This is a genomic window from Streptomyces sp. NPDC048566 (assembly GCF_043199735.1).
Taxonomy (GTDB): Bacteria; Actinomycetota; Actinomycetes; order Streptomycetales; family Streptomycetaceae; genus Streptomyces.
The window spans coordinates 176,961-201,291 of the sequence record NZ_JBICWL010000012.1 but is presented as its reverse complement, the minus strand read 5'-3'; the positions used below and the strand labels follow the sequence as shown (position 1 = coordinate 201,291).

Annotated in this window: 22 protein-coding genes and 1 pseudogene; 13 read left to right on the top strand and 10 right to left on the bottom strand. The window is 74.0% G+C overall.

Annotation, left to right across the window (positions count from 1 at the left end):
- A partial coding sequence (locus ACGFS9_RS20250; protein ID WP_393254935.1) for a PP2C family protein-serine/threonine phosphatase occupies nt 1-1,212 on the bottom strand: 1,212 nt, incomplete at its 3' end.
- 249 nt (nt 1,213-1,461) lie between these two features.
- On the opposite strand from ACGFS9_RS20250, the gene ACGFS9_RS20245 reads away from it, so the two are divergent.
- Nucleotides 1,462-1,914, top strand: a complete 453-nt coding sequence (locus tag ACGFS9_RS20245) for a DUF5707 domain-containing protein (RefSeq protein ID WP_393254933.1) — start codon at nt 1,462-1,464, stop codon at nt 1,912-1,914.
- Between the two features lie 320 nt (nt 1,915-2,234).
- Here the strand turns inward: ACGFS9_RS20245 and ACGFS9_RS20240 are convergent, their stop codons facing one another.
- The 3 genes from ACGFS9_RS20240 to ACGFS9_RS20230 all read right to left on the bottom strand — a co-directional run bounded on the left by ACGFS9_RS20240 (nt 2,235) and on the right by ACGFS9_RS20230 (nt 5,711).
- Nucleotides 2,235-3,023, bottom strand: a complete 789-nt coding sequence (locus tag ACGFS9_RS20240) for a calcium-binding protein (RefSeq protein ID WP_393254932.1) — start codon at nt 3,021-3,023, stop codon at nt 2,235-2,237.
- A gap of 639 nt (nt 3,024-3,662) precedes the next feature.
- Nucleotides 3,663-4,127, bottom strand: a complete 465-nt coding sequence (locus tag ACGFS9_RS20235; protein WP_393254931.1) for a hypothetical protein — start codon at nt 4,125-4,127, stop codon at nt 3,663-3,665.
- Nucleotides 4,128-4,637: 510 nt separating this feature from the next.
- Nucleotides 4,638-5,711, bottom strand: a complete 1,074-nt coding sequence (locus tag ACGFS9_RS20230) for a helix-turn-helix domain-containing protein (protein WP_393254930.1) — start codon at nt 5,709-5,711, stop codon at nt 4,638-4,640.
- A gap of 451 nt (nt 5,712-6,162) precedes the next feature.
- Here ACGFS9_RS20230 and ACGFS9_RS20225 point away from each other — a divergent pair, with 451 nt between their 5' ends.
- Both ACGFS9_RS20225 and ACGFS9_RS20220 read left to right on the top strand, forming a co-directional pair.
- Entirely contained in the window at nt 6,163-6,354 is a 192-nt protein-coding gene (locus tag ACGFS9_RS20225) for a hypothetical protein (protein ID WP_393254928.1), read from the top strand.
- Between the two features lie 56 nt (nt 6,355-6,410).
- On the top strand, nt 6,411-6,629 hold the full coding sequence (locus tag ACGFS9_RS20220) for a response regulator transcription factor (RefSeq protein ID WP_393254926.1): 219 nt from the start codon (nt 6,411-6,413) through the stop codon (nt 6,627-6,629).
- A 12-nt stretch (nt 6,630-6,641) separates the two neighbouring features.
- On the opposite strand, the gene ACGFS9_RS20215 is transcribed toward ACGFS9_RS20220, so the two are convergent.
- The 6 genes from ACGFS9_RS20215 to ACGFS9_RS20190 form a co-directional block, all read right to left on the bottom strand.
- Nucleotides 6,642-7,466, bottom strand: a complete 825-nt coding sequence (locus tag ACGFS9_RS20215) for an ABC transporter permease (RefSeq protein WP_393254924.1) — start codon at nt 7,464-7,466, stop codon at nt 6,642-6,644.
- The gene (locus tag ACGFS9_RS20210; protein WP_393254922.1) at nt 7,459-8,217 is read right to left on the bottom strand and encodes an ABC transporter permease; all 759 of its coding nucleotides are present in this window, start codon (nt 8,215-8,217) and stop codon (nt 7,459-7,461) included. The genes ACGFS9_RS20215 and ACGFS9_RS20210 overlap by 8 nt, the downstream gene beginning before the upstream one ends.
- Nucleotides 8,214-9,152, bottom strand: a complete 939-nt coding sequence (locus ACGFS9_RS20205; RefSeq protein WP_393254920.1) for an ABC transporter ATP-binding protein — start codon at nt 9,150-9,152, stop codon at nt 8,214-8,216. Before ACGFS9_RS20205 ends, ACGFS9_RS20210 begins: the two co-directional genes overlap by 4 nt.
- A gap of 3 nt (nt 9,153-9,155) precedes the next feature.
- Nucleotides 9,156-10,250: a hypothetical protein gene (locus ACGFS9_RS20200; RefSeq protein WP_393254919.1), complete on the bottom strand. Its 1,095-nt coding sequence runs from the start codon at nt 10,248-10,250 to the stop codon at nt 9,156-9,158.
- 77 nt (nt 10,251-10,327) lie between these two features.
- Nucleotides 10,328-11,218, bottom strand: a complete 891-nt coding sequence (locus ACGFS9_RS20195; protein WP_393254917.1) for a hypothetical protein — start codon at nt 11,216-11,218, stop codon at nt 10,328-10,330.
- Nucleotides 11,215-12,441 carry a M16 family metallopeptidase gene (locus ACGFS9_RS20190; protein WP_393254916.1) on the bottom strand — a complete coding sequence of 409 codons (1,227 nt, stop codon included), beginning with the start codon at nt 12,439-12,441 and terminating at the stop codon, nt 11,215-11,217. The genes ACGFS9_RS20195 and ACGFS9_RS20190 overlap by 4 nt, the downstream gene beginning before the upstream one ends.
- Nucleotides 12,442-12,911: 470 nt before the next feature.
- Between ACGFS9_RS20190 and ACGFS9_RS20185 the strand changes: the two genes are divergently transcribed.
- The 10 genes and pseudogenes from ACGFS9_RS20185 to ACGFS9_RS20140 all read left to right on the top strand — a co-directional run.
- Complete coding sequence (locus ACGFS9_RS20185; RefSeq protein ID WP_393254914.1) at nt 12,912-13,814, top strand: hypothetical protein; 903 nt, start codon at nt 12,912-12,914, stop codon at nt 13,812-13,814.
- Nucleotides 13,811-15,382: an amino acid--tRNA ligase-related protein gene (locus ACGFS9_RS20180; protein WP_393254913.1), complete on the top strand. Its 1,572-nt coding sequence runs from the start codon at nt 13,811-13,813 to the stop codon at nt 15,380-15,382. Before ACGFS9_RS20185 ends, ACGFS9_RS20180 begins: the two co-directional genes overlap by 4 nt.
- A complete protein-coding gene (locus ACGFS9_RS20175; protein ID WP_393254911.1) occupies nt 15,379-16,881 on the top strand; it encodes a class I adenylate-forming enzyme family protein in 1,503 nt (500 codons plus the stop codon). The genes ACGFS9_RS20180 and ACGFS9_RS20175 overlap by 4 nt, the downstream gene beginning before the upstream one ends.
- Entirely contained in the window at nt 16,878-17,717 is an 840-nt protein-coding gene (locus ACGFS9_RS20170; RefSeq protein ID WP_393254909.1) for a sugar phosphate isomerase/epimerase family protein, read from the top strand. Before ACGFS9_RS20175 ends, ACGFS9_RS20170 begins: the two co-directional genes overlap by 4 nt.
- Nucleotides 17,714-19,141, top strand: a complete 1,428-nt coding sequence (locus ACGFS9_RS20165; RefSeq protein ID WP_393254908.1) for a pentapeptide repeat-containing protein — start codon at nt 17,714-17,716, stop codon at nt 19,139-19,141. The genes ACGFS9_RS20170 and ACGFS9_RS20165 overlap by 4 nt, the downstream gene beginning before the upstream one ends.
- Nucleotides 19,138-19,803: a PIG-L deacetylase family protein gene (locus tag ACGFS9_RS20160; protein ID WP_393254906.1), complete on the top strand. Its 666-nt coding sequence runs from the start codon at nt 19,138-19,140 to the stop codon at nt 19,801-19,803. The genes ACGFS9_RS20165 and ACGFS9_RS20160 overlap by 4 nt, the downstream gene beginning before the upstream one ends.
- Nucleotides 19,804-19,836: 33 nt before the next feature.
- Complete coding sequence (locus ACGFS9_RS20155) at nt 19,837-21,249, top strand: UDP binding domain-containing protein (RefSeq protein ID WP_393254905.1); 1,413 nt, start codon at nt 19,837-19,839, stop codon at nt 21,247-21,249.
- Complete coding sequence (locus tag ACGFS9_RS20150) at nt 21,246-22,373, top strand: hypothetical protein (RefSeq protein WP_393254903.1); 1,128 nt, start codon at nt 21,246-21,248, stop codon at nt 22,371-22,373. Before ACGFS9_RS20155 ends, ACGFS9_RS20150 begins: the two co-directional genes overlap by 4 nt.
- Before the next feature lie 62 nt (nt 22,374-22,435).
- On the top strand, nt 22,436-23,581 hold the full coding sequence (locus ACGFS9_RS20145) for a pyridoxal phosphate-dependent aminotransferase (RefSeq protein WP_393254941.1): 1,146 nt from the start codon (nt 22,436-22,438) through the stop codon (nt 23,579-23,581).
- Nucleotides 23,578-24,309: pseudogene (locus ACGFS9_RS20140) on the top strand (YggS family pyridoxal phosphate-dependent enzyme); the annotation flags it as partial. The gene ACGFS9_RS20145 and the pseudogene ACGFS9_RS20140, both read left to right, overlap by 4 nt.
- Nucleotides 24,310-24,331: the final 22 nt, after the last annotated feature.

The following is a 24,331-nucleotide window of genomic DNA, read 5'->3' as shown; positions in this document are numbered from 1 at the left end:
GGGGGGGCCGTCGGCGCGGGAGCTGAGGCGCCGGGGGGTCTTTTGGGGGCGGTCCCACCCCCGCCAAACCCGGGGGGGGGGGCCCGGGCGGCGCCCCCCGCCCCCCCCCCGCACCGCCGACGTCAGCATCAGCACGGTCTCCCGCGGGTGCAGGGCCCGGGTGCCCTCCAGCAGAGCGAGCAGATCGACGTCCCGCCCGCGATGTTCCAACATGCCGTCCGTCAGCATCAGCAGACGATCGCCGGGGCGCAGAACGACTTGCTGAACGCGGAACGGGTGCGGTACGTCCCCGGACAGCCCCAGCCCGAAAGGCTGGTCCACCTCGCACGTCATCACCTCGGCGACCCCGTCGCGCACTCGCAGCGGCCACGGGTGACCCGCATTGACGAGCCGGGCCCGCCCGGTGTGCAGGTCGATGCGCAGGAGTTGCCCGGTGGCGTGGCCATGGTCATGGGCGGCCAGCGCCTGGTCGGCCAGGTGGGCCTGCTCCGCCAGGCCGGCTCCTGCACGGCGGGCTCCGCGCAGAGCGCCCACGAGGACCGTGGCTGCCAGAGCAGCGCCGATGTCGTGACCCATCGGGTCGGTCACCGACACGTGCAAGGTGTCCCGGTCCAGGGTGTAGTCGAAGGTGTCGCCACTGAGGCTCTCGGAGGGCTCCAGATCCCCGCACAAGGTGAACTGCGCCGCCTCGCAGGACAGGGACGGGGGCAGGAGCTGGTACTGGATCTCCGCTGCCAGGGTGGGCGGCCTGGAACGCTTGCCCCAGGTGTAGAAATCGGTGAAGCGCCCGTTGGCGATCACGACATAGGCCAGCACGTGTGCGGCCTCTCCGACCGCCTTGAGGACGTCCTCATCGGGCACGGCGGGCAAAAGCAGTTCCAGCAAGCCGATGGCATCACCCCGATTCGTGACCGGCACGATCACCCGCTGCCCCCGGCCGGTCGCCTCCTGGTACATCTGCTGCGTACGAATCACCTGCTCGTAGACGCTGCCGAACATCGGGATCCGCTCCGCCTCGCGCCCGCCCTCCAGCGCCCCGGCGGTGGACAGCCGCGCCACCGCCCTCCCTGTCAGGTCCACGATGAGGAAGGAGACTCCCGACGCCGCGAATCGCCGCCGCAGGTCCTCCGCAACCACTTCCACAGCGTCTACGGGCGCCGCAGCCTCCGCCGCCGTCAGCAGCCGGGGAACCACAGTCTCGCCAGCACTCACGGCAGGAGTCCCTTCACCCCACCCTCATCCCAGCTTGGCACCACCACCCACAGCGGCAACCCGCAGCCGATCACGGTGAGTGAAGGCATGGCCCGACCCGCAAGGATGTCCTCCAGGCTCAGGGCGTGTGAGTACGTCGGTTGAGTACTTCCGCCCATGTGGCGTTCCGGGGCCATGGGACAGGCTGTGCAGACAACGCCGCGGCGTACGAAGCGCTCGGCGAGCAGGTCACCTAAGAGGGGATTCTCCATGTCCAAGCGCCTTGTCGTCTCGTCGCTCGCCGCCCTCGCAGGCGTCGCCGCGGGCACCGCGGCGTTCGCCTCCTCGGCCGACGCCGCCGCGCCGGACAGGCCGGAGATCTCCAAGGCCGCCGCCCACTTCACCGCCACCGCCGGCGGGGGTGCCACGCTGACCTTCAGCGCCACCGTGGCCGACCACTCCGGCCTCACAAGCCTGCGGGTGCTCGCCTGGCCGACGAGTTCGGGCCTTGCGCCCACGGCTGCCGAGATGCGCGATGCCGAGGAAGCCACCTGCACGGCAACATCCGCAACGGTCCGGAAGTGCACCTACACGGTGAAGAGCTCGGCCAAGGAAGCCGCCTCGCTTCCCGCAGGCGTCTGGCACGTGTCCGCACTGGCCACCGCCAAGGACCACGGCACCACCTTCGCACCCCAGGCCGCCACGTTCACCGTCAGTCACTGACACCCCTCCCCCACCCCCGTCGCGGGGGAAGAGCCATGGCCCGCCGCTGCTGGTGCGGGTGAGGGCGGCCCGGGTCCGGGGTGCTTCGGCGGGATGGTGGAGCAGTCCGGCGAGTCGTGCCTGCTGCCACCCCTGTCCGACCAGCAGCTTCGCCCGGGCGTCGCCCCTCTCGGAGGAATTCGTCGCGTCCGCCATGCCCCCGTCAACAAGCCGGTGACGATCTCGGCCGGGAGACCGCCGGGGCTCGAGAAGGCCCGGACCGAAGGCTGTCCGGCCTGGGCCTTCTGCGCTTGTCGGAGGACGGCTTCCCTCCCTACGGGTTACCGCACGTCGACGTAGTCCGCCGCGGAGGCGACGGCCGGGGTGGTGGATGTGCCTGCGAAGAGGTAGCGGAAGGAGCCGTCCGCCGTGGCCTTCGCCGACGTCCTCAGATTGCCCTTCCGGTCCGTCGTGACGGCCTTGAGGGTCTTGTAGGTGCTGGTGCCCTTCTTCTTGAACTGGAGCTTCACCGGCTGCTTGGTGTAGCCCGCGTACCTATAGGTCTCCCAGTTGGCGCGGGTCAGTGCGCCCGTGACGGTGATCGTCTTGTTCTTCCTCACCGGTTCCGGCGACGCGTTGACCGTCAGCCTGGAGTTGCGCAGGACCCTCGCCTTGGCGGCGGAATCCTTGGTGATGTAGTCACCGTCGTTGGCCAGGGCGTGGGCTCTCACGGTCCAGGTCCCGGCCGTCGTGTTGTCCTGAGGGTGGATGCGCGGGTTGATCTTCAGCGTGTAGGTGCAGGTGGTCGTGGTGAAGCTCTGGCGCACGCACTTGCCCGCGATGTCGTCGGGGACCACGAGACCGTGGAAGTCACCGTTGGGCAGGGGCGTGTGCCCCATGACCGGGAAGGTGTTTCCGGTCTCGATACCCGAGTCGTCCGTGGCGGTCACCGCGATGGTGAACCTCTTCACGTCCGTGGTCCCCAGGACGATGTCCTTCCCTCCGTTGACGACCACCTTCGTGATCCTGATGTCGCCCGAGAAGTCATCCGCCTGGGCGGCCGCCGGGATCGTGAGCGCGGACAGAGCGAGGGCCCCGGCGAAGCCTGCCACGGTGGTGCGGTGACGCATGAAGGCGTTTCTCCCATGTTCCAGCGCCTCAGGAACGTCCCGAGGCGAGCTGACGATGCCCCCTGGTACACGGGGGGGCACAGGCATGACCAACGGCTCGCAGGAATGGTTGCCCATCGATCACACACCTGTCATGGCGAGCGCGGGGCTCACGCTCCCGCTCGGCCGGGAAGCCGCCCGCACATGCTGCCGCGTACCCATGAACTGGTAACTGCGCCGTCTCCTCGCCGCGGTCGCGTCGGCGAGGCCCGCGTAGGCGGTGCCAAGTGGCCCACCGGTGCGGGATCTGCCGTCTCTCGGCCGTCGCGTCGGGTTCGACGAGGTCCTTCACGAACCGTTCGAGACCGACCATCCGCGCGTCCCGCCAGGGCAGGACGTCGGCGGCCACGAGAACGCCGCGGATGTGCCCGACGTGTTCGACCCGCCGGATGCTGCGTCTACGGGGGCTCTACGGTCCAGGACGATCGGCGCCCTCCCCGCAACCGGTCCGGGCACGCAGGCCGCGGAGGACGGACACCCTCCGGGGCGGGGGCGGGCGTCCGCAGTGGCGAGGGGGGCGCGGGCCGCGGTGCGCAGGCCGCCGGCACCGGTGCACCGGACAGTGACGGCTCCGCAAGAGGGTGTGCCCGCGGAGTGGGCCTACCCGGGGTGGTGATCGTGCGGGCGGCCGGGCGCCAGGCTGATGAGCAGGAGGCGGGCGCCCGGGGTGAGGTCGGCCCGCCAACTGCGGCCGGGCGGTACGTAGAGGACTTCGCCGGAGCGCAGGCGGCAGGTGAAGGGGGGCTCGCCGACCTGGCCGACGGGCAGCAGGAAGGTGCCGGCTCCGTCGATCTGCTGGACCAGGAGTCGGTCGGTCGAACCGGCGGAGCTGCGGTGAGGGCCTTCGACGTCGGCGACGTGGCAGGCAAGGGAAGGGTGCAGGCCGGTGAGCCGGGCGAGTTCGCGGCTCTCCCTCGCACGGGCGGCGACGTCGCGTCCGTGGCGCGCGTGGTCCTGCTCGGGCCACAGCATGGCGGGCCCGCGGCCTTCGCACACGGCGAGGAACTGCGCCAGTTCGCGCACGTGGGGCGGGGCGCCCCCGGCTGCCGATGACGCGCTGAACATGGGGCTCCTGGGGGTGTGGTGTCGGGACGGAGCACGCAGGTGCTCGACCGGCGCGGCTGCGCACGACCAGCATTCCGCACGCCGGGCCGTCCGGACAGTCACGAACAATTGGTCCCGTGGACTCCCGGAACGCTCCCGGAGCGGAGGAACTGCCCGCTGCCCGTCCGTGAAGCCCGCCCACTCCATGACTTGTGATCATTCACAGACCGAGGTCCGCTTTGGGCTGGAGCCGTGCTGCCCGCCGGGCAGCAGGGCGGGGCCGCCGCCTGTCCGGTCGCGGCGGCGGTTGATCGGCGGCATCGGCCCCAGGGCCGGACCGGAGTCCCGTGGCGGAACGCCCCGGTCGAGGACGGGCCCCCGGACGTGGGCCTACGACCTGTTCCCGGGTGGCATCGGGGCGGTATCCGGCAACGGATCTCACGCGGCTACCGTCCCGCGGCAGACGCTCAGGGTTCGATCACGTGGGATCTGAGTGTCGACTCCACGGTCCGCCGCGCCCGGCACCCGTCGTCACCGCCCGGCTCGGCCGTCCGGAACGAACTCGTTGCGGTCCTGGGAAGGGACGAGGGGCCCGTCCGGGCCGTCGGCGTCCAAGAGTCCCTGGACTGCAGCGCGGACGCCGGCCTGGAAACGGCTCTCGGCGCCCAGGTCGCCCATGATGTCGGCGATGTGGCGGCGGGCTGTACGCAGGGACATGCCCAGGCGGCGAGCGATCGCCTCGTCCTTGAGACCGGCGGCGAGCAACCGGACGATCGTCTCGTGGATCTCGCGGGACACCGTCTCGAGCTGTTGGCCGACCGCAGCGGTGAAGGGGGTGGCCCGGTCCCAGGTCTGCTTGAAGATCTCGCAGAGGTAGGCCACGGTGGAGGGTTCGCGGATGACGACGGCTCCCCAGCTGTCGTCCTGGACCGGGATGAAGGCGGTCTCGCGGTCGAACACGATGAGGCGGCCGAAGAGTTCGTGGGCGGTGCGGTATTCGCCGCCGAGGGCGGACGCGGCGGCGACGTAGGCCTGGCTGGGTCCGTTGAAGCGTGCCGTGTGGTGGTAGAGGGTGCGCAGCCGGACGCCGCGTTCCAGGATGGCCCGGTCGCGGACGAGTGCCTCCTCCATCGCTTCGGGGACGCGGGCGCCACCGCCGGGCTGACTGGCGATGATCTCGTCGCGGCAGCGCTCGGACGCCTGAGCAAGGGCCTCGCGCACGAGGGGGAGGTTCTCCAGGACCTCGACCGCCCCGGAGGCCGAGCGCCGGCTGTCGTAGGCGGGGGCGGCGCGCAGCAGTTCCTTGCGGATGCCGGAGAGCTTTCGGCGCTGCTGGAGGATCTCCGTCTCGATGGGGGCCGCGAGTTGGGCGGCCGCGGTCTCGGGTGCCACGGCGAAGACGGTGACGGGCTCGCCGGGGTGCTGCTGGAGGAGTCGCAGCCGCAGCAGGCGCCCGATGGCGCAGGCGGTGTCTTCGGCGTCCGCTCCGGTCCGCACGGCGACGGCGTCGACGGGCGCGGCGCCGTGTTCGAGCACCCAGGCGTAAACGGCTATGTCGGAGTCACGCAGTTCGCCGGCCGCCGCCAGTGTGTCGTCCAGTCCCATGGTCCGCGTTCCCACCCGTTCTGTCAGGGCCTTTCGAGAGGACGGCCCTGTGGTCAAGGCGAACAGAATAGGAGGAGGGGGACGGGCCACCCGCACGGGTCGGTGCTCGGCGGGTCGGCCTCCGGGGGCCGTCCTTCCGGGTGCCGGAGCGGTACGCGGCCGGTTCGCGTGTTCGGCGAACGCCCGGATCACGCCCTTGTATGGCTGGATTTATCCCGCCGAACCGGCCGCGGCCCGGATGGGAAGGGGATCTTCGGGAACGGCGGCGGCCCGTCAACCGGTACCGCACGCCTGCGATATGACGAAACATCCGTTATGCCGCCCGTCGCCTTCGTGCCAGGTACTTTGATGAGGGGGGTGAGCAGTCGTTCGCGGTGCGGGGACACGACAGTCTGTTCCCTGTCAGGAACCGACCCCCGGCCCGGAGGCCGGGAGAGAAGGAACACCCCCCATGAACAAGAAGCGCCCTTCCCTGCCCGTCCGGCTCGTGCTGGCCGCGGTGCTCACCGCCGTCTGCTCCACCACGGCGGGGGTGGCGGAGCAGGCGAGGTCGGCCGGGCACCCGGCCGACGTGACACGCACGGTGGCCGAGAACTGCTCGGGCAGCGAGAAGTGCACCAACGACACCTCCTGGGGCGGATGAGCCGCACCTGCCCCCAGCCACCCGTACCTCCGCGCGATCCGACACAGGAGTCCGTCATGGCCGACAGCACCGCTACCGCTCCCAGCTTCACGCCCCGCGAGCAGCAGGTCCTCGCCCTCCTCTCCGGAGGCGACACCTACTGCTCCATCGCGAGACGGCTGGGCATCAGCCGGCACACCGTCGATACGTATCTGCGCCACCTGCGGAAGAAGACCGGCACCCGCAACCGCACCCAACTGGCCGTGCTCGCGTCCCAGCTGGGCTTCCGGGCCTGATCCGAACCGCCCTCAGCGCAGGCTGAGGGCACCGGACCGGACGGTGTGCCGCAGGCCGCGGGTGAGGAGCAGGAAACCACCCGCGGCCCATCCCGCGAGGACCAGGGCCTCCTGGAGCACCAGCATCACCGGCAGCGTGCCGTCCAGGGCCAACTGGCGTACGGCGGCCAGTCCGTGGCTCACCGGCAGCAGGGCGGCGACCAGGGCCGGCAGCCCACTGCTCGGTACGGGGGTGTTGACGCCGGCCACCAGCAGCAGCGTGATGGTGGTGGCGACGGTCAGATACATCCGCCACTCGGGCTTGCGCAGCGCGATCCCGGACAGGCACAGGGCCAGACAGTAGACGCCGAACGTCATCAGGACGTTGACACCCAGGATCGCGGGCAGAGCCGCCCAGTGGAGCGGGACGGGCAGCAGCAGGTGCACGGTGAGCAGGGCGACGGTCGAGGTCAGCAGGCCGTCGGCGACCCAGTGCAGGCCGCGCGAGGCCAGTGCGACGAACGGCGGGGTGCGGCTGATCAGCAGGAACTGCAGCGTGCCCGAGCGGAGTTCACCGACGGTGGAGGTGACCACGCCCAGGGCGCCGAGCGGGCCCAGGACGACGGCGTTGCCCAGGGCGAGGTGGCCCTGCTGCTCGGGGGAGCCCAAAAGCCGGCCGAGGTTCGCGAAGAAGAGCACCTGGCACAGCAGCCGGACCACCCAGCCGCCGAGCCAGGAGCGCCAGGTGAACATCGCCCGGTAGTCCTGGTATGCGGCGAGGGCACCGTAGCCGACGAGATGGAGCACGGCACCCGCCGAACGCCTGGTCACCGGGGCGGTGCCGGAGCGGCTAGTCATGGAGGACCACCTTTCCACTGCGTACGCGGGCCAGGACGCGGCGCAGCAGGTACGCGCCCATCAGGGTCTGGGCCAGGATCAGGGCGCACAGCACCGCCAGTCGCGGTGCCAGATGCGGGACCGGTCCGGCGGCCGCGTCGCGCAGCAGGTCGGTCCCCCAGGAGAGGAAGAACGCCTTGGCAAGGGAGTCGGCCGGGGCGGGCAGCCGGTCGACGGGCAGGATCAGGCCTCCCAGCAGGTAGAAGGGGTAGGTCAGGGAGTTCTGAAGGGTGCGGGCCCCCCGTGCGGTGATCATCAGCGCGCTGACCAGCAGGGCGGCGCTCGCGCAGCCCGCGATCAGCAGGATGGTGACAGCCAGTGCGGTCAGGGGGCTGCGCAGGGCCACGTCGAGGCCGAACACCCAGCGGCCGACGAGGACGACTTCGAGGAGCACCGGCAGGGCGAGCAGGGTGGTGGTGAAGGTACGCACCGCCAGGGCCAGGAGGTAGCGCTCGGGGGTGAGCAGCGAGAGCTCCAGTGTGCCGTCGGACCGGTCGTCGTCGACGGTCTCGGCCGCGACGAACACCGCGTGCGCCCACAGACTCATGACGAACGCGGTGAGCGCGACGGTGGTGGCCAGGTCGCCGCGGTGGTGACTCCGCAGGAAGTGGAAGAAGACCAGCGAGTACAGCGGGATCACGGCCAGGGTGGCGAGCATCCCCGGCGAGCGGACCAGGATCACGCCCTGGGCCCGTGCGGCGGCGGCGATCACAGGGTGAACTCCCGGTCCTCGATGACGGTCCGGTAGACCTCCGCGAGGCCGGGGGCGGCGACCGCGATGGACTCGGCTCGGGCCTGGGCGAGCAGCAGCAGCGCCTGGGCCAGACTGTCGTCGTCGGCGGGGCGGGCGGTGAGGTTGCCCTCGGCATCGGTGGTGGCGCTGCCGGGCAGTGCGGCGATGCGCGCGGCGGTGTCGGCCGGGACGCCCACGGCGGTCAGGGTGCGGGGGGCGCGCAGGTCGGCGAGGAGTTCGTCGGCGGAGCCGATCCGCAGGATGCGGCCGTGGTCGATGAGGGCGACGCGGGAGCACAGGGCCTGCGCCTCCTGCATGTCGTGCGTGGTCAGGACGATGGTCGTGCCGTTGCTGCGCAGGGTGCGGACCAGATCGCGGAAGCCGGCGCCGGCGTGCGGGTCCATGCCGTTGGTCGGCTCGTCCATGACCAGGACGTCCGGCTCTCCGAGCAGGGCGCGGGCCAGGTGGACGCGCTGGACCATGCCGCGGGAGAACGTCTCGACCCGGTCGTCGGCGCGGGAGGCCAGGCCCAGGAGTTCGAGGACCTCCTCGGTGCGCCGGCGCACGGCGCGGGGGTCCAGCCCCTGGAGGGCTGCCCAGTAGCGGAGGTTCTGACGGGCGGTCAGGCGGCCGTACAGGCCGCGGTCGCCTCCGAGGACCAGGCCGATGCGGCGGCGCACCTCGCGCGGGCGCTCCACGACGTCGAAGCCGGCCACCCGGGCGGTGCCCGAGGTGGGGACGACGAGGGTGGTCAGGATACGGGAGAGGGTCGTCTTTCCCGCGCCGTTGGGTCCGAGCAGGCCGAGCACCTCGCCTTGGCCGACTTCGAGGCCGACGTGGTCGAGGGCGGTGACCTGGCGGCCCCGCCGGGTCCGGAAGGTGCGGGTGAGCCCCGCGACTTCGATGACGGCCACGGCTCAGACCTCCCGGCGTGGCGCGGGCCGCAGTGGCCAGGGGGCCAGGGCGGCGAGTCGTTCCAGGGCGTCGGCGTGCAGGGCGGGGTCGACCGACTCGCCGGGAACGAGCAGGAAGTCGCCGACCGGTGTCCGGCTGATGGCTCCCTCGCTCCAGCGGTGTTCGGTGCTGCGATGGCCTTCGCCGCGGCGCAGCGGTGCGCTCAACTGCATGCCGTAGAGGCGGCGGGCGCAAGCGGGCTGCGTGTCGGTACGGCGGCGCACCTCCGCCTCGGCCGGGCCGCGCAGTGAGGCCACGAGTTCGTCGGGGACGGCGGCGGCCAGCCGGGGGTGGGCGCGCACCCGCTCGCACAGGGCGAGCAGTTCGGGCGCGAGGGCGAACCGCTCGGCGCAGGCGGCCAGTTCGCCGAGGTCGGGGGCGGCGGGTGAGGTCATGACGCAGACCAGGTCGAGGACGTCCTTGACGGTGTAAGGGCGCTGGAAGCGCTCCTCGGCCAGGGAGAGCACGTCGGCGAGGACCTGGTCGTCGGGCAGCTCCGCGCGCAGCGGGACGCCGGTGCCGTCGCCGGCGAAGGCGAAGGTGGTGACCTCGAGGCCGTGGTCGGGGTCGAGCAGCGGGTCCTCGCCGGGCCACCACAGGCCGGCGTAGAGGTGTCGCTGCCCCCGGTCGTCGAGGTGGGTGAGTTCGGCCTCGTCGCTGTCGTGGTGGTCCAGGGCGAGGGCCAGGACCTGCCACAGGGCGGCTTCGGAGGGTACGACGACGTCGAGGTCGCCGAGGGCGCGCAGAGTGCCTTCGGGGTAGTGGCGGGCCAGCGACGGGCCCTTGACGACGCGGGCGCCGGGCACCCGTGCGCTTTCCTCGGCCAGTCGGCGGTAGGTGGCGGCGCGCCGGTGCATCCGGGCGAGTTCGTCGCGGGCGCCGGTGCCCATGGGGGTGCCCTCGCGCTCGGCCAGGGACAGGATCAGCGGGGCGAGGACGCCCCGGACCTGGCGGGCGGCCTGGAGCAGCCGCCGGGCGGGGAGTTCGGTGTCGACCTCGAGGAGTTCGTAGAGGAGGTCGAGGGTGAGGGGGAAGTCGGAGCGGTGGTCCGCTGTCATGCGAGGACTCCTGGGAGCGGGCGGTCGGGGCGGTGGCGGGCCGCGGAGCGCCGGGGGTCGGCGCCCGGCGGGGGTGGTCAGGGGCGGGGGGCGTGCGCGTAGCCGTGGGTCGGGGTCCAGCCCTGGCGGCGCAGGGATGCCACGACCCCGGCGGCGCGTTCGCGGCCCGCGGGGTCGACGGGGTGCGTGACGTTGCCGATGAGCGGCCGGCCCAGGGCGGCGGCGGTTGCGGCGCAGGCCGCCACCAGGTGCGCGGTCGCGGCCCGGCGCAGTGCGTCGTCGTCGACGAGGATGTCCACCAGGTCGACGAACCCGGTGTCGCTGACGTCGTCGTGGGCGTCGGTCAGGACGGTGGCGTGTCCGATCGCCGCGGGCGCGCCGGGGGTTCGTACCAGGTAGGAGCGTCGGCCGGGGGCGTCCAGCAGGCCGCGGACGGCCTCGTCGGTGCCCGCGTCGGTGACCGTGTGGCCGCGGTCGGCCGAGGCATGGCGGATCGCCCGCGCGAGCCACGCTCCGACGGCGGCGCGGTCCGCTTCGGCGGCCTCGGTCAGGCGCAGCGCTACGGGGGGCGTCTCGGGCGGCGGTCCCGGGGTGTGGCGCAGGTAGCCGAGCAGCGGGAGAAGTCCGGGCGGCGTGGGCAGGTGCGCCGGGACGCGCACGACGGCGGAGGTGCAGTCGGGGTGGCGCCGGAAGAGGACTTCGAGCAGCCGCGGCGCCCGAGCGAGCAGCGTGGGGTCGGCGTGCTCCACCAGGAGTTGAAGCTCCCCGCTGGCCGGCTCGGCATACTCGCCCGCCACCACCGGCAGGCCGTCGACGCGGTGGAGCAGGCCGGCCTCGTCCGCAGCCCTCAGGTAGCGGTCGTCGATGTCGAAGGTGGGGGGCGGCGGGGTGCCGGGGGTCGGGGTGCCTTCGGCTGCGGGCGAATGACCGGTGTCGCAGGGCGGCGGGCTTGCGGGGGTCGGGCTCACTTCGGCTCCGGGCGGACGACCACGATCAGGGAGGCGTCCAGTTCGGCGGCGGCCCGGGCGACGTCGGCGGCCGTCACGGCGGCGAGCGCCTCGATCTCCCGCTGCGCGTCCCAGACCCGGTCGTTCAGGATCCTCTGAGTGGCGGTGGCGACGGCCCGGTCCAGGGGCGCCTCGGCCTCCCGGACGGTCTCGACGGTCGCCCGGCGGACGGCGGCCGCGAGGTCCTGCACACGGGGCCCGTTCTCGGCGACGGTGCGCAGCACGTCGCGGAAGGCGGCGAGCAGCCGGGGTGCGTTGTCCGGCTCGCAGCCTGCGAGCATCCGCCAGGCGCCGGAGTCGCTGTAGTTGCGCGCCCAGGAGCGGAAGGCGTAGGCCAGGGCCTCCTGGTTGCGGATCCTGGCGTAGAGCGGAGAGGCGGGACTGCCGCCCAGGAGATGCGCGAGGACTGTGTGGGCGTGCCGGCGGGGGTCGCCGGCGTGCGGTGCGCGACCTCCGGCGAGTAGCCAGCAGAAGGAGTCGGGCCACTGCCCGACGTCCTGGGGTACGGGCGGGGCGGGTACGCCGCCGAGGGAGCCGCGGTGCGGGTCGGGGAGCGGGTGGCGCACCTGGCGTCCGAGGCCGCCGCGCTCGAGCGCCTCGCGCAGGGCGCTCTCCGGCAGGCCGCCGGCGGCGGCCACGGCGATCGGAGCGGTGCTCAGCGCGAGGGCGTGCGCCGCGCGCAGCGAGTCGAGCGTCAGGCCGGAGACCGACTCGGGGCGCCCGCCGACCGGTGAACCCAGCGGGTGGCCGTCGAAGAGGCGGGCGAAGAAGGCGTCCTGGACGGCGTCCGCGTCGTCGGAGTCGGCGGCGGCGAGTTCCTGGAGGACCACATCGCGTTCTCCCTCGAAGTCGGCCCGGTCCCACTGGGGGTCGAGCAGGGCGCGGCAGATCCACTCGGCGACGTCGGCCGCGTCCTCGGTGAGCACTTGGGCGTGGATGACCAGGGATTCGGGGCCGGTGGTGGCGTTGCAGTCACCGCCGCGGTCCTCGATGCGCTCGCCGAGCGAGGGGCCGTCACCCAGGGGCGCGGACATCAGGAGGTGTTCGAGCAGGTGGGCGGCGCCGGCCAGGCCGGGCGGGTCGTGGCGGGCGCCGAATCCGAGCGCGACGCACAGGCTGGTGGTGCGCAGGGACGGGTCGTGGTGCACGACCACGGGGACGTCGGACGTCGGTGAGGAAGACATGGATTTCCCGTCGTGAGAAAAGGGCGGGGAGACAGGCAGGGGTGCCGCCGGACGGAAAGTCCGACGGCACCCCTTTCAGGTATGGCTGACTACTTGCCCGTGCGGACGTTGACCTTGTCGAGACGCGGACGCATGGAGACGGCGTGGTTGCGGTTCATCGGGAACTCCTCTGAGAGAAAGGTTATTCGGAATGTTCCGGCCGGGGCGTTTTCCCCGGCGGCACGTCAACCATTTGACCGGCCGGTCCGAGAGGTGTCAACAATTCCGGGCATCACGAAAATGCGGATCACGTGGTTACGCCACCGAATTCGAGCTACCTTTTCGACGCCCTGCGCAGGAACGCGCCGCGCCCATTCGTTGATATACGGAAGGAAAATTCGGCGGCATTATCGAAATCCGTTGTCCGCCGTTCCCGCGTTCGGCCGGGTCAGGACGTCCCGCGTACGTGTACTCCCCCTAAGGAGAGCCAAGTGTCGAGCACCCACTCCCTGCTGCTGATCAAACCGGACGGGGTGGAGCGGCATCTCCAGCAGGCGGTCGTCGAGGCCGCCGGGGAAGCCGGCCTCACCGTCGTGTGCCGGCACCGGCTGCTGCTGGGTGAGGAGGAGATCGTCCGGGCCTGGGCGGACACCCGCCGCGGCGAGCACCCGCTGGAGCACCTGTCGCTGGACCTCTGGTACGGCGGGCGGCCGATGGAGGTGCTGCTGGTGCGCGGCCCGGACGCCTTCACCCGCGCGAACCGGGCCAAGACTGCGGTACGAGCCGCCTACCGGCTGGGGCCCTTCGGGAACGTCGTGCACGCCCCCGACCACACCGGGGAGTTCGAGCTCCAGCTGTCCGTGTTCGCCAGCGACTGCCCGACCTGCGCCGGAACGCTCTCGACCGACTTCGGCGACTACGGCGACGTGCCCCAGGCGTACCCGCCCGGCGCGCTGCTGCCCGACGCGTGGCGCGACATCGAGCGGCTGCGGGAGCTGGCGCAGCCGATGTGGGAGGACCCGGCGTCCTGCTTCTGGCGTCCGACCCACCCGCAGCCGTACCGGTCGCGGGAGCCGGCGGGGGCCCGGGACCACGCGGTGTACATCGCCGCCTCCCCGAACCAGCTCTCCTTCGACAACCTGGTGGGGGCGATGCTGAGGGCCCTGCCGGGCATCGAATTCCGGCATGCCCTGGAGCTGATCGTCTCCGCCCTGCACCACCAGGACTTCACCCTGGCCGTGGGCACGCTGGCCGAGTGCGAGCGCTACCGGGACGCGCTGATGGCGCAGGGCCTGAACACCCCCATCCGCACACGCGCCCAGGACGCGGTCCGCCGCCGCGAGCAGATCCGCACGGGCGGCACGGTGGGCACCTCCGGAGCGTCGGCGGCATGAGCGGCCAACTGGCCGACCGGCGGGCCAAGCGCGCGGCGCTGCTGGCGGCGGGGGTCGACCCGTACCCGCCGGCCCGGCCCGTCGACGCCCGCATCGCGGTCCTGCGTCAGCGCTACGGCGCGCTGCCGCCCGGCACCCGGACCGGCGTGGCGGTGAGCGTGGCCGGCCGCATCGTGCGCCGCCGCGAACACCGGGCCGCCGGGTTCGCCACCCTGCGCGACGGGTCCGAGGAGATCCAAGTGCTGCTGGCCGGCGACCGGGCCGATACCGACGGCCCACGGGCCGCGTGGCGCGAGCGCACCGACCTCGGGGACCTGGTCGTGGTGGACGGCGAGTTGGTCACCACCGGCAGCGGCGCCCTGGCCGTGGCCGCGCGGCGGTTCACGCTCGCGGCGAAGGCGCTGCGGCCTCTGCCGGGCCGGCCCGGCAGGGGGGCGGCGGACGGCAGGCCCGCCGCGCACCGGGACCGCTACCGGCAGATGCTGCTGGACCCCGCCGAGACGGCGCGCGCGCAGGCCCGGGGCGCGGTGCTGCGGGCACTGCGGGAGGGCCTGTACGCGCAGGGGTTCACCGAGGCCGACACACCCCTGCTGCACCCCCTTCCCAGCGGCACGGCCCGGCCGTTCACCGCCTCCATGAACGCCTGGGGCCTGCCGCTGTACCTGCGGGGCACCGCCGAGATGTACCTCAAGCGGCTGGTGGTCGGCGGCATGGACCGGGTCTTCGAGATCGGCCGGGCCTTCCGGAACGAGGGCGCCGACGCCCTGCACTTCCCCGAGTTCACCGTCTGCGAGGCCTACGCGGTGCACGGCGACTACCGGGACGCCGCCGCGCTGGCCGAGTCCCTGGTGACCGCCGTGGCGCGCGCCCTGGCCGGGCCGTGGGCTCCGCCCCCGGCCATAGCCCGGGAGCGGTTCCACGACCTGCTCGGCGCGGCCCTCGGTACGCAGGTCGACGTCTCGACCCCGTACCCGGAACTGGCGGCCCACGCGGCGCGGCACCACATCGCGGTGCCGGCCGGCACGGGCCCCGGCGCCCTGGCGCACCTGCTCTACCGCAAGCTGGCCGAACCCCGCATCGAGCGGCCGACGTTCGTCTTCGACTTCCCGGCCGAGGGGGCGATCCTGGCCCGCCCGCACCGTGCGGACCCGGCGCTCGTCGAAAGCTGGACGCTGGTGATCGCCGGTCTGGACGTCGGCCAGGGCTGCACGGAGCTGACCGATCCGGTGGAGCAGCGACGCAGGTTCGCCGCCCAGGCCGCCGCCCGGGCCGCACAGGGCCTGGACGCCACCGTCCTCGACGAAGGCTTCCTGGCCGCCCTCGAACACGGCCTGCCGCCCTTGGGTGGCCTGGTGCTGGGGGTGGACCGGCTCATCACGGCGCTGCGCGGCACCGGGCGGCTGCGCGACCACCAGTGCCACCCCATCTCCCGACCCGGAACCGCGCCCGGCGGCGCACCCGGCCCGGACCGCTCCGGCTCCCCGCCGGCAACGCCCGCCCGGTCCGAGCCGGCCCGCGACACACCCACCCCGGCCATCCCCCGACTCCAGGAAGGAGCAACACCGTGATCACCGACCACGAGCGGCTCGAGGAACTGCTGGCCGACGCCTGCGACCGCTTCGCGGACCGGCCCGCCCTGACCGGGGGCGGCCGCGCCCTGACGTACGCCGCCCTGGCCGCAGAGGCCGCGCGGTCGTGCGCCGCGCTGGCGGCGGCGGGGCACCGCCCGGCCGGCCCCGTCGTCGTCCGGGTCGGCAACGACCCCGCCGACCTGGCCGCCCAACTGGCGGTCTGGCAGGCCCGGGGCGTGGTCGTGCCGGTGCACCGGAACTCGCCGGACACGGTGCTGAGCGAGACCGCCGCGCGCACCGGCGCCCGGCTGGTCCTGGACGCCACACAGCCCGCAGGCGAGGGCATCCGGCCGACCGAGACCGCGCCGGACCGCGCCCCGCGGGAACTCGACGCACGGCAGGCACTGGTGGCGTTCACCTCCGGGACCACCGGCCGGCCCAAGGGCGTCGTCCTCTCGCACCGCGCACTGACCACCAAGCTGCGCGCCATCCAGCAGGTGCTGCCCTTCAGACCCGGTGACCAGGCCGTGCAGGTCCTCCAGCTCAACTTCACCTTCGGGCAGTGGACCTCGCTGCTGACCCTGGCCACCGGCGGCACCCTGCACCTGCTGCCCCGCTTCGACGCTCCGGCCGTGCTGGCGCGGCTCGCCGCCGGGCGGGCCGACCGGATCGCGGTAGTGCCCAGCATGCTGCGCCTGGTCGCCCGGGAGCTGGCCACTCCGGGCTCCGGTCCGCTTCTGCAAGAGGCACTGCGGGCCTCCGGGGGGCCCGGCACCTGGATCACCGGCGGGGAGCCGCTGCCGCCCGGGCTGGGCCGGCGGTTGCGGGCCGCACTGCCCGACTCGGGCATCGCCGACGTCTACGGCCTGAGCGAGACCTCGACCTCCGACTTCGTCCTCACCCCCGACCGCTACGACGCGGCGGCGGGCACCATCGGCCGGCCCAGCCCGGGCGTGGAGTTCCGCATCGCCGCCGGGGACGGCCCGCCGCTCCCCGCCGTCCCCGGCACCGCCGGCGAACTGTGCCTGCGCACCCCGCACCTGATGACCGGATACCTCGACGACCCGGCGGCCACCGGCGCGGCGGTGATGGGCGGCTGGCTGCGCACCGGCGACCTGGCCGTCCTGCGACCCGACGGCATGGTGGAACTGGTCGGCCGCCGCAAGCAGTTGATCTCCCGCGGCGGTATCAAGATCGCCCCGCTCGAGGTGGAGCGGCCCTACGCCGACCACCCGGGCACCGCCGGCTGCCTGGCCGTCGGGATCCCGGACCCGATGCTCGGCGAGCGCGTCCACCTGGTGTGCGTGCCCGCGCCCGGCGCCGACCCCACGGAAGAGGAGCTCCGGGCCCACGGACGACTGCACCTGGAGCCGTACCAGGTCCCCGAGCGCGTCCACTTCGTGCCGGAGCTGCCGCTGGGCCGCACCGGCAAGACCGACCGGGAGGCCGCCGCCCGGCTGGCCGCCGCCCGGCACGGAGCGGAGGCGCCGCGGTGACCCTGCTCGGCGTCTCCACCGCGGCCCTCGCCGACCGGGACGACTTCGAGGCCCTGCTCGCCTACCGGCCCGACGTGGTCGAGTTCTACGGATACCCCGGCTCGGCGCTGCCCCGCATCGCGCGGTTCTGCGACCGGCACGGCATCCGGCCGGCCCTGCACACCCCCGTCCCGTACGACGGCGGCACCGCACCCCGGCGGTTCGCCCCCACGGGACCCGACCCGCGGGAGACGGCGGCGGCCCTGCGGCTGACCGCGGCCACGGTGCGCTGCGCGGCGGACCTGGGCGCGCTCCACGTCGTCGTGCACTTCCCCAGCCCCTACCCGCCCTACCAGCGGGCCGGGTTCGAGGAGACCGGGCAGGACTTCCTGGCCGCCACCGCCGCCCTGGCCCGGGAACACGGGGTGAGCGTGCTGGTGGAGAACCTCTCCGCCCACCCGCTGCTGCGCACCCCGCTGCAGTACCACCAAGCGCTGGCCGACCACCCCGAGCTGGGTCTGTGCCTCGACCTCGGACACGCCCACCTGCTGGGCCCGCAGTACGCGGCGCCGGCCGGCTTCGCCGCACTCTTCGGCACCCGGATCCGCAGCATGCACGTCTACGAGACCACCGCCGCCCGCTACCCGCGCCACGGGCACGAGCCCGCCAACCGCGGCGGCACCCCGGCCGGGGGCTTCCTCGACCTGCCCGCGCTCCTCCCCGACCTGCTGCGCCGCACCCGGCCGGCGGCACTGGTCATGGAGCACGAGCCGGTCCCACCCGGCACCGAGCCGGCCGTCAGCGCCTGGCTCCGCGAACTGATCCACCACCATGACCACGCAGGAGCGACCACATGAGCAACAGCACGCACACGGGTCTGCTGACCCGCCTCGCCGGGGCCACCGGCACCGACCGCACCACGCTGCTGAAGGAGCTGTCGGAGACCACCCAGCACCTGATCGACACCACCGGCCGTGGCCTGGACCTCACCGAAGCCGACCTCGGCGGCCTCGACCTGAGCGGGGCGGACCTGCGCCGCGCGACCCTCAACCGGGCCGTGCTGCACAGCACCCGGCTGGTCACGGCGGACCTCTCCGAAGTGACCATGGTCTGCCCCGGCATGGAGCGCACCGACCTCCAGGGCGCCAGCCTGCGCTCGGCGTACGTGCACGCGCTGGCGGCCCAGACCTGCACCTTCGACGGCGCGGACCTCACCGGCCTGCGGGACGCCACCGGCACCCTCTTCCACGGCTGCAGCATGCGCGGCACCCACCTCGACGGCGCCCATCTGGCAGGCTCGTTCTTCTACCAGTGCGACCTCTCGGACGGCTCCGCGCGCGCCGCCAACCTCCAGGGCGCCCTGGTCAACGAATGCCTGCTGGACCACGCCGTCCTCGACGGCGCGCTGGTCGACCAGCTCACCGTCACCAAGTCCTCCCTGCACGAGACCTCGCTGCGCGGCGCGAGCGGCAAGGGACTGGTCCTCCAGCGCCTGACCGCCGCGGACGGGCTGGTGCTGGCAGGGGCGTCGCTGCCCGGGCTGCGGCTGTCCGAGGTCCGGGCCGACCGGGTCGAGGCCGCCGGGCTGGCCGCCCGCGACGCCGACCTCACAGAGAGCGTGCTGACCGGTTCCGACCTGACCCGGGCCGACCTCAGCGGAGCCCGGATCAGCCGCTGCGACCTGCCCGGCGTGCTGCTGACCGAGGCCCACCTGTCGGGCGGCTCGGTGGCCTCCAGCAGCCTGCGGGGCGCGGTGCTGCGCGGTGGGCACGGCGAGAACCTGCACCTCGTCGAGAGCGACCTGAGCGGCGCGGACCTGGCCGGCTTCACCGGCCGCTGCCTGACCGCCCGCGACGTCCGGCTCACCGGCGCCAACCTGCGCGGCGCCAACCTCTACCGGGCCATGCTCACCGGCGACCCGCCGCGCGCCATGAGCCTGCGCGGCGCCGTCCTGGAGAACGCGACCCTGGTCCAGGCATACCTCGCCGCCGACCTGCGGGACGCCGACCTGCGGGGCGCCAACTGCGCGTACAGCCGCTTCAGCCAGTCGGATCTCAGCGGCGCCAAGCTGACCGGCGCCGGCATGTACCAGTCCACCTGGGTCAAGGTCCCCGTCCGCGGCGCCGACCTGACCGGGGTGCGCGCCCCCGTGTTCGCCAACCGGTGCCCCGGCCTGCGCGAGGCGCTCCAGCAGGCGGGCGGCCCGGCCGCGGCGGAGTTCACCGCCTTCCTGGGGAGCTTCGAGACCGCCCTCGCCGCCGGCCGCAAGGGCTCGACGTGAGCCGCGTCCTGATCGTCGCCGCCCACCCCGACGACGCCGAACTCGCCCTGGGCGGGACCATCGCCCGCCTCACCGACGGCGGCGCGCAGGTGACGGTGGCCCTGTTCACCGTCTCCGAGACGGCCGCCGCAGACGACAGCGGTCGCCGACGGCGGCGTGTCGCCGCCGCCGAGGCAGCCGCAGAGGTCCTCGGGCACCGGCTGCACTGGCTCGGCGACGGCCGATACGACCAGGTCGAGGACCTGCCGGAGTACCGGGCGGTAGGGCTGGTCGACGACCTGGTGGCGCAGACCGACCCCGACACCGTCATCAGCCACTGGGACGGCGACTCGCACGGCGACCACGTGCGGGTGGCACGGGCGGTCGTCGCCTCCTCCCGCCGCTGGCCGCACGCCGCACTCGCGCAGTTCGGCCCCAACGAGCACCGCACCGTGCGGCACGCCGAGTTCGTGCCCCACCTCTACGTCCCCACCTCAGACCAGCTCGCCCGCAAGGCGCGCGCGCTGGCCTGCTACCGCTACCCCGGGCAGGGGTTTCGCCCCCTGGACGCCGGCACGGTCGAGCTGTTCGACCGGGCGCGGGGGGCCGCCGCGGGGCTGGAAGCCGCCGAAGGGCTGCGCCTCGTACGCCATCGCCTCACCCCCGGCCGTCCGCTCCTCTGAGCGCCCGGTCCTTCCCACCGAAGGAGTCACACCGTGACATCACTGACCACCGAGCCGTCCCGGGTCGCGCCCGTACCTGCATCCGGGGCGGCACCGGCCGCCGGAATCGCCGTCCCGGCCACCCGCCACGACCACCGGGCCGACCTGCTGGCCGGGCGCGCCGCGGCCTGCGTCTGGGGCCTGGGCCACATCGGATGGTCCACCGTCCAGGCGCTGCGCGCCGAGGGCGTCGCCGTCGTCGGCTACGACGTCGACCCCGCCCGGGCCGAGCAACGCGGCGCCGCCGCGGCCGCAGAGGTCGGTTCCGCCGCCCGGATGACCTCGGACCGGGCCCACGCCCTGGCCGAGGACGTCGCCGTGCACTTCGTCGCGGTGCCCACCGAACGCGAGGCGGAGCCCTACTCCGGGGCGCTGGTCGAGGTGTTCGCCGCGATCGCCGCCGAGACCGCCGCCCGGCGGCCGCAGCGCCCGCCGCTGGTGATCGTCGAGTCGACACTGACCCCGGGGACGGTCGAGGAACTGCTGCTCCCGATCGCCACCTCGGCCGGTCTGGAGCCCGACACCGACCTGCTGCTCGCGCTGGCCCCGCGCCGCGACTGGTTCCTCGCCGAGGGCTACGGACTGCGCGACCTGGACCGGATCTACTGCGGCGTGGGGGCCCGCTCGGCAGACGCGGCCCGGGACGTGCTGGGGCTGATGTGCGACACACTGCACCGGGCGCCCAGCCACATCGAGGGCGAGCTGGTCAAGTGCGTCGAGAACGCCTACCGGCACGTGGAGATCACCCTCGCCAACCAACTGAGCCTGGCCTACGCGCACGTGGACATGGTGGAGGTGCTGCGGCTGGCGGGCACCAAGTGGAACATCGGCACCTTCCACCCGAGTTTCGGCACCGGCGGCTACTGCATCCCGCTCTCCAGCCGCTACCTGCTGCGCGGTGCCGCCGACGCCACCCCGCTCTCGCTGCTCAGCGCGGCGGTCGACACCGACGTCCGGATGCGCGGCCTGGTCGCACAGGCCGTCGCGCCCCGCGGCCGGGTGCTGGTCCTCGGACTCGCGTACAAGGGCGGCATCAAGGTCGCCACGCTCAGCCCCACCGTCGCGATCACCGAGGAACTGCGTCGGCTGGGAACGGAGTTCAGCGTGTACGACCCGATGTACAGCGCCGCCGAGATCGAGGCGCTGCTCGGGCCCGGCACGGCCGCCACCGACCTGGCCGAGGCCGTGAGGCAGGCGTCCACCGTCCTGGTCGTGCCCGACCACCCGGAGTTCCGCGGCGAGCCGTACCTCTCGCTGCTCGACGAGCCGCGCGAACGACCGCTGCTGATCCTGGACAACCACGGGGTCTGGGAGGGCCGCACCTGGCCCGGCCACGTCGCGTACCGCAGGGCCGGCGGGACTTCCTGGCTGGACGTGCCCGCGTCCGTCGCGGCGGACGCCCGATGACCGCCCCCGCCGCGCACCCCCGGCCCCTCACCGCCCGCGCCGAGGAAGCGGCCGCCGACCCGGTGGTCGTGCGCACCCGCGCGGTGGCCCGCGAGCTGCTGGCTCCGGCCGCCGCGGCGACCGCCGCCGGCCGGGTCCCGCGCTCCCACCTCGATGCCCTGGGCGCCGCCGGCGCCCTGGGCACCGCCGTCCACCGCCCGGCCGCCCCGGTCACCCCCGCGCAGGTCCAGCGCGAGGTGTCCGAGACGATCGCCGCCGCGGACGGCTCGACCTGGTGCGTATGGGCCCAGCACCACCACCCGATGCGCGAGGTGGCGAACAGCACCGACCCCGCGGTCCGCGAGCGCTGGGCCGAACCGATGGCGGACGGCCGGGTGCTGGCCGCCGGCGCCAGCTCGCACCTGCGCCGTCCCGGCCCGCCGGCCGTCACCGCCGTCCGCGACGACCGCGGCTGGCGCCTGCACGGCCGACTGGCATGGCTCTCCGGCTGGGGGATCGCGGACGTGGTCGTAGTCGGCGCGGTCACCCTCGACGACCAGGTCCTGTTCGCCCTGCTGGACTGCGACGAGGAGGCCGGGATCGGCGAGGTCCGCCGACACCGGCTGTGGAGCATGGAGGCGACCGGCACCGTGTCGGCACGACTGGACGGCGCCGCCGTGTCCCCCGATCGGGTGGTCGCCCTGCACCCGGGCACCGAGTGGCGGCGCGCCGACGCCGAGCGCCGTCCCAACGTCAACCCCGGCGTGTTCGGCACCATCGCCGCCGCCACCGCCTGCCTGACCGACCCCGCGCAGAGCACCGAGTACCGCGAACTGGGCCTGAACACCGCCGCCGAGGCGCAGGCGCTGCGGGCCGCCGCCTACCGGCTGATGGACGAGGTCCCGGCGCACGAGGCCGCCGAAGAGCGCCTCGCGGTTCGCGCGGCCGTCCTGGAACTGGCCTGCCGGACCGCCGCCGCCTGCGTCGCGGCCGGCGGCGGCGCCAGCGCCGCCACCGGTTCGCTGCCGGCCCGGCTGCTGGCCGAGGCATCCTTCCACCTCGTGCAGGCCCAGACCCGGGAGAGCCGTACGGCCACCGGGGCCCGGATGCTCGCCGTCGCCGACGCCGTCCGGCGGGCGCGGTGACCGGCCCGGGGCGCCCGCGCCGGGTCCGGCTCGCCGACACCGGCCCCACCGTGTTCACGGAGATGTCCGAACTCGCCGCCCGGCACGACGCGGTCAACCTCGGACAGGGATTCCCCGACACCCCGGGGCCCGAGCCGGTCGTCGCCTCCGCGATCGCCGCCCTGCGCGCCGGCCACCACCAGTACCCGCCGGTCCCCGGCCTGCCGGAGCTGCGCCGGGCCGTCGCCGACCACCAGCGCACCTGGTACGGAATCGACCTCGACCCGGCCCGCGAGGTCGTGGTGACCACCGGCGCGTCCGAGGCGCTGGCGGCCGCACTGCTGGCGCTGACCGGCCCCGGCGACGAGGTCGTCGTCCTCGAGCCGTACTACGACGCCTACGCGGCCTGCGTCGCAATGGCCGGGGCCACGCTGGTGCCCGTCCGGCTCGACCCGCCCGGCTTCACCCTGGACCCGGCCGCGCTGCGGAGCGCCGTGACGCCGCGGACGAAGGTCCTGCTGGTCAACTCCCCGCACAACCCGACCGGGACGGTGCTGCCGCCCGAGGTCCTGCGGGAGGTCGCCGAGATCGCCCGGGCCCACGATCTGCTCGTCGTCTCCGACGAGGTCTACGAGCACCTCGTGTACGAGGGCCCCCCGCACCAGCCGCCGGCCGCCCTGCCCGGCATGGCGGAGCGGACCCTGACGATCGGTTCCGCCGGCAAGACCTTCTCCTTCACCGGCTGGAAGGTCGGCTGGGCCACCGGACCCCGCGACCTAATCGAGGCCGTCACGGCCGTCAAGCAGTACCTGTCGTTCGCCTCCGCGACGCCGTTCCAGTACGCGGTCGCGGACGCCCTGCGGCTGCCCAGCGGGTACTTGACCGGGCTGCGCGACTCATTGCGGCGCCGCCGGGACCTGCTGGTCGCCGGCCTGGACGCGGCCGGCCTGCGCCCGCACACCCCGCGCGGCACGTACTTCGTGACCGCCGACATCCGCCCGCTGGGCGAACAGGACGGGCTGGAGTTCTGCCGCTCGCTGCCCGCCCGCTGCGGTGTCGCGGCCATCCCCCACCAGGTCTTCCACACCGATCCGGACCCGGGCCGCCCGTTCGTCCGGTTCACGTTCTGCAAACAAGAGGCGGTTCTCGAGGAGGCGGTGCGCAGACTCGCCACCCTCTCCGAACGCCGCCCCGCGACCACCCCCCGTACGGAAGGAACGAACCCGTGACCACGACGGCCACCCACTCCACCGCCCTCCCGGCCGCCGCGCGCCGGGCCGAACTCGAAACCGGCCTGCGGGCCGTCCACGCCCGCATCGCGGCGGCGGCCACCGCCTGCGGCCGCGACCCGCGCGGGATCACCCTCGTCGCCGTCACCAAGACCCGGCCCGCCGCCGACGCCCGACTGCTGCACGGACTCGGTATCCGGCACCTGGGCGAGAACCACGACCGGGAGGCGGCTGCCAAGGCCGCCGCGTTGGCCGACCTGGCCGCACACGCCGAGCCGCCGCAGTGGCACTTCGTCGGCTCGCTCCAGCGCAACAAGGCCGCCTCCGTAGCGCGTTACGCCTCGCTCGTGCACTCGGTGGACCGTCCCACGCTGGTCACCGCGCTGTCCCGGGGCGCCCGGAACGCCGGCCGGACCCTGTCCTGCCTGGTCCAGGTGAGCCTGGACGGCGACCCGCGCCGCGGCGGCGTGCCCGCGGACGGGCTCGACGCCCTGGCCGACGCGGTCGCGGACGCCCCGGGCCTGCGGCTGGCCGGGATCATGGCCGTCGCCCCGCTCGACGGACCGGCCGACGCGGCCTTCGACCGACTGGCCGCCCTGGCCGCCCGGCTGCGCGCCGGCCACCCGCGGGCCGCCGCCATGTCGGCCGGCATGAGCAGGGACCTGGAGGCGGCCGTCGCGGCCGGTGCCACCCACCTGCGGATCGGCTCCGCCCTGCTGGGGGCCCGGGCGTACCCGGCCCGGGCCACTG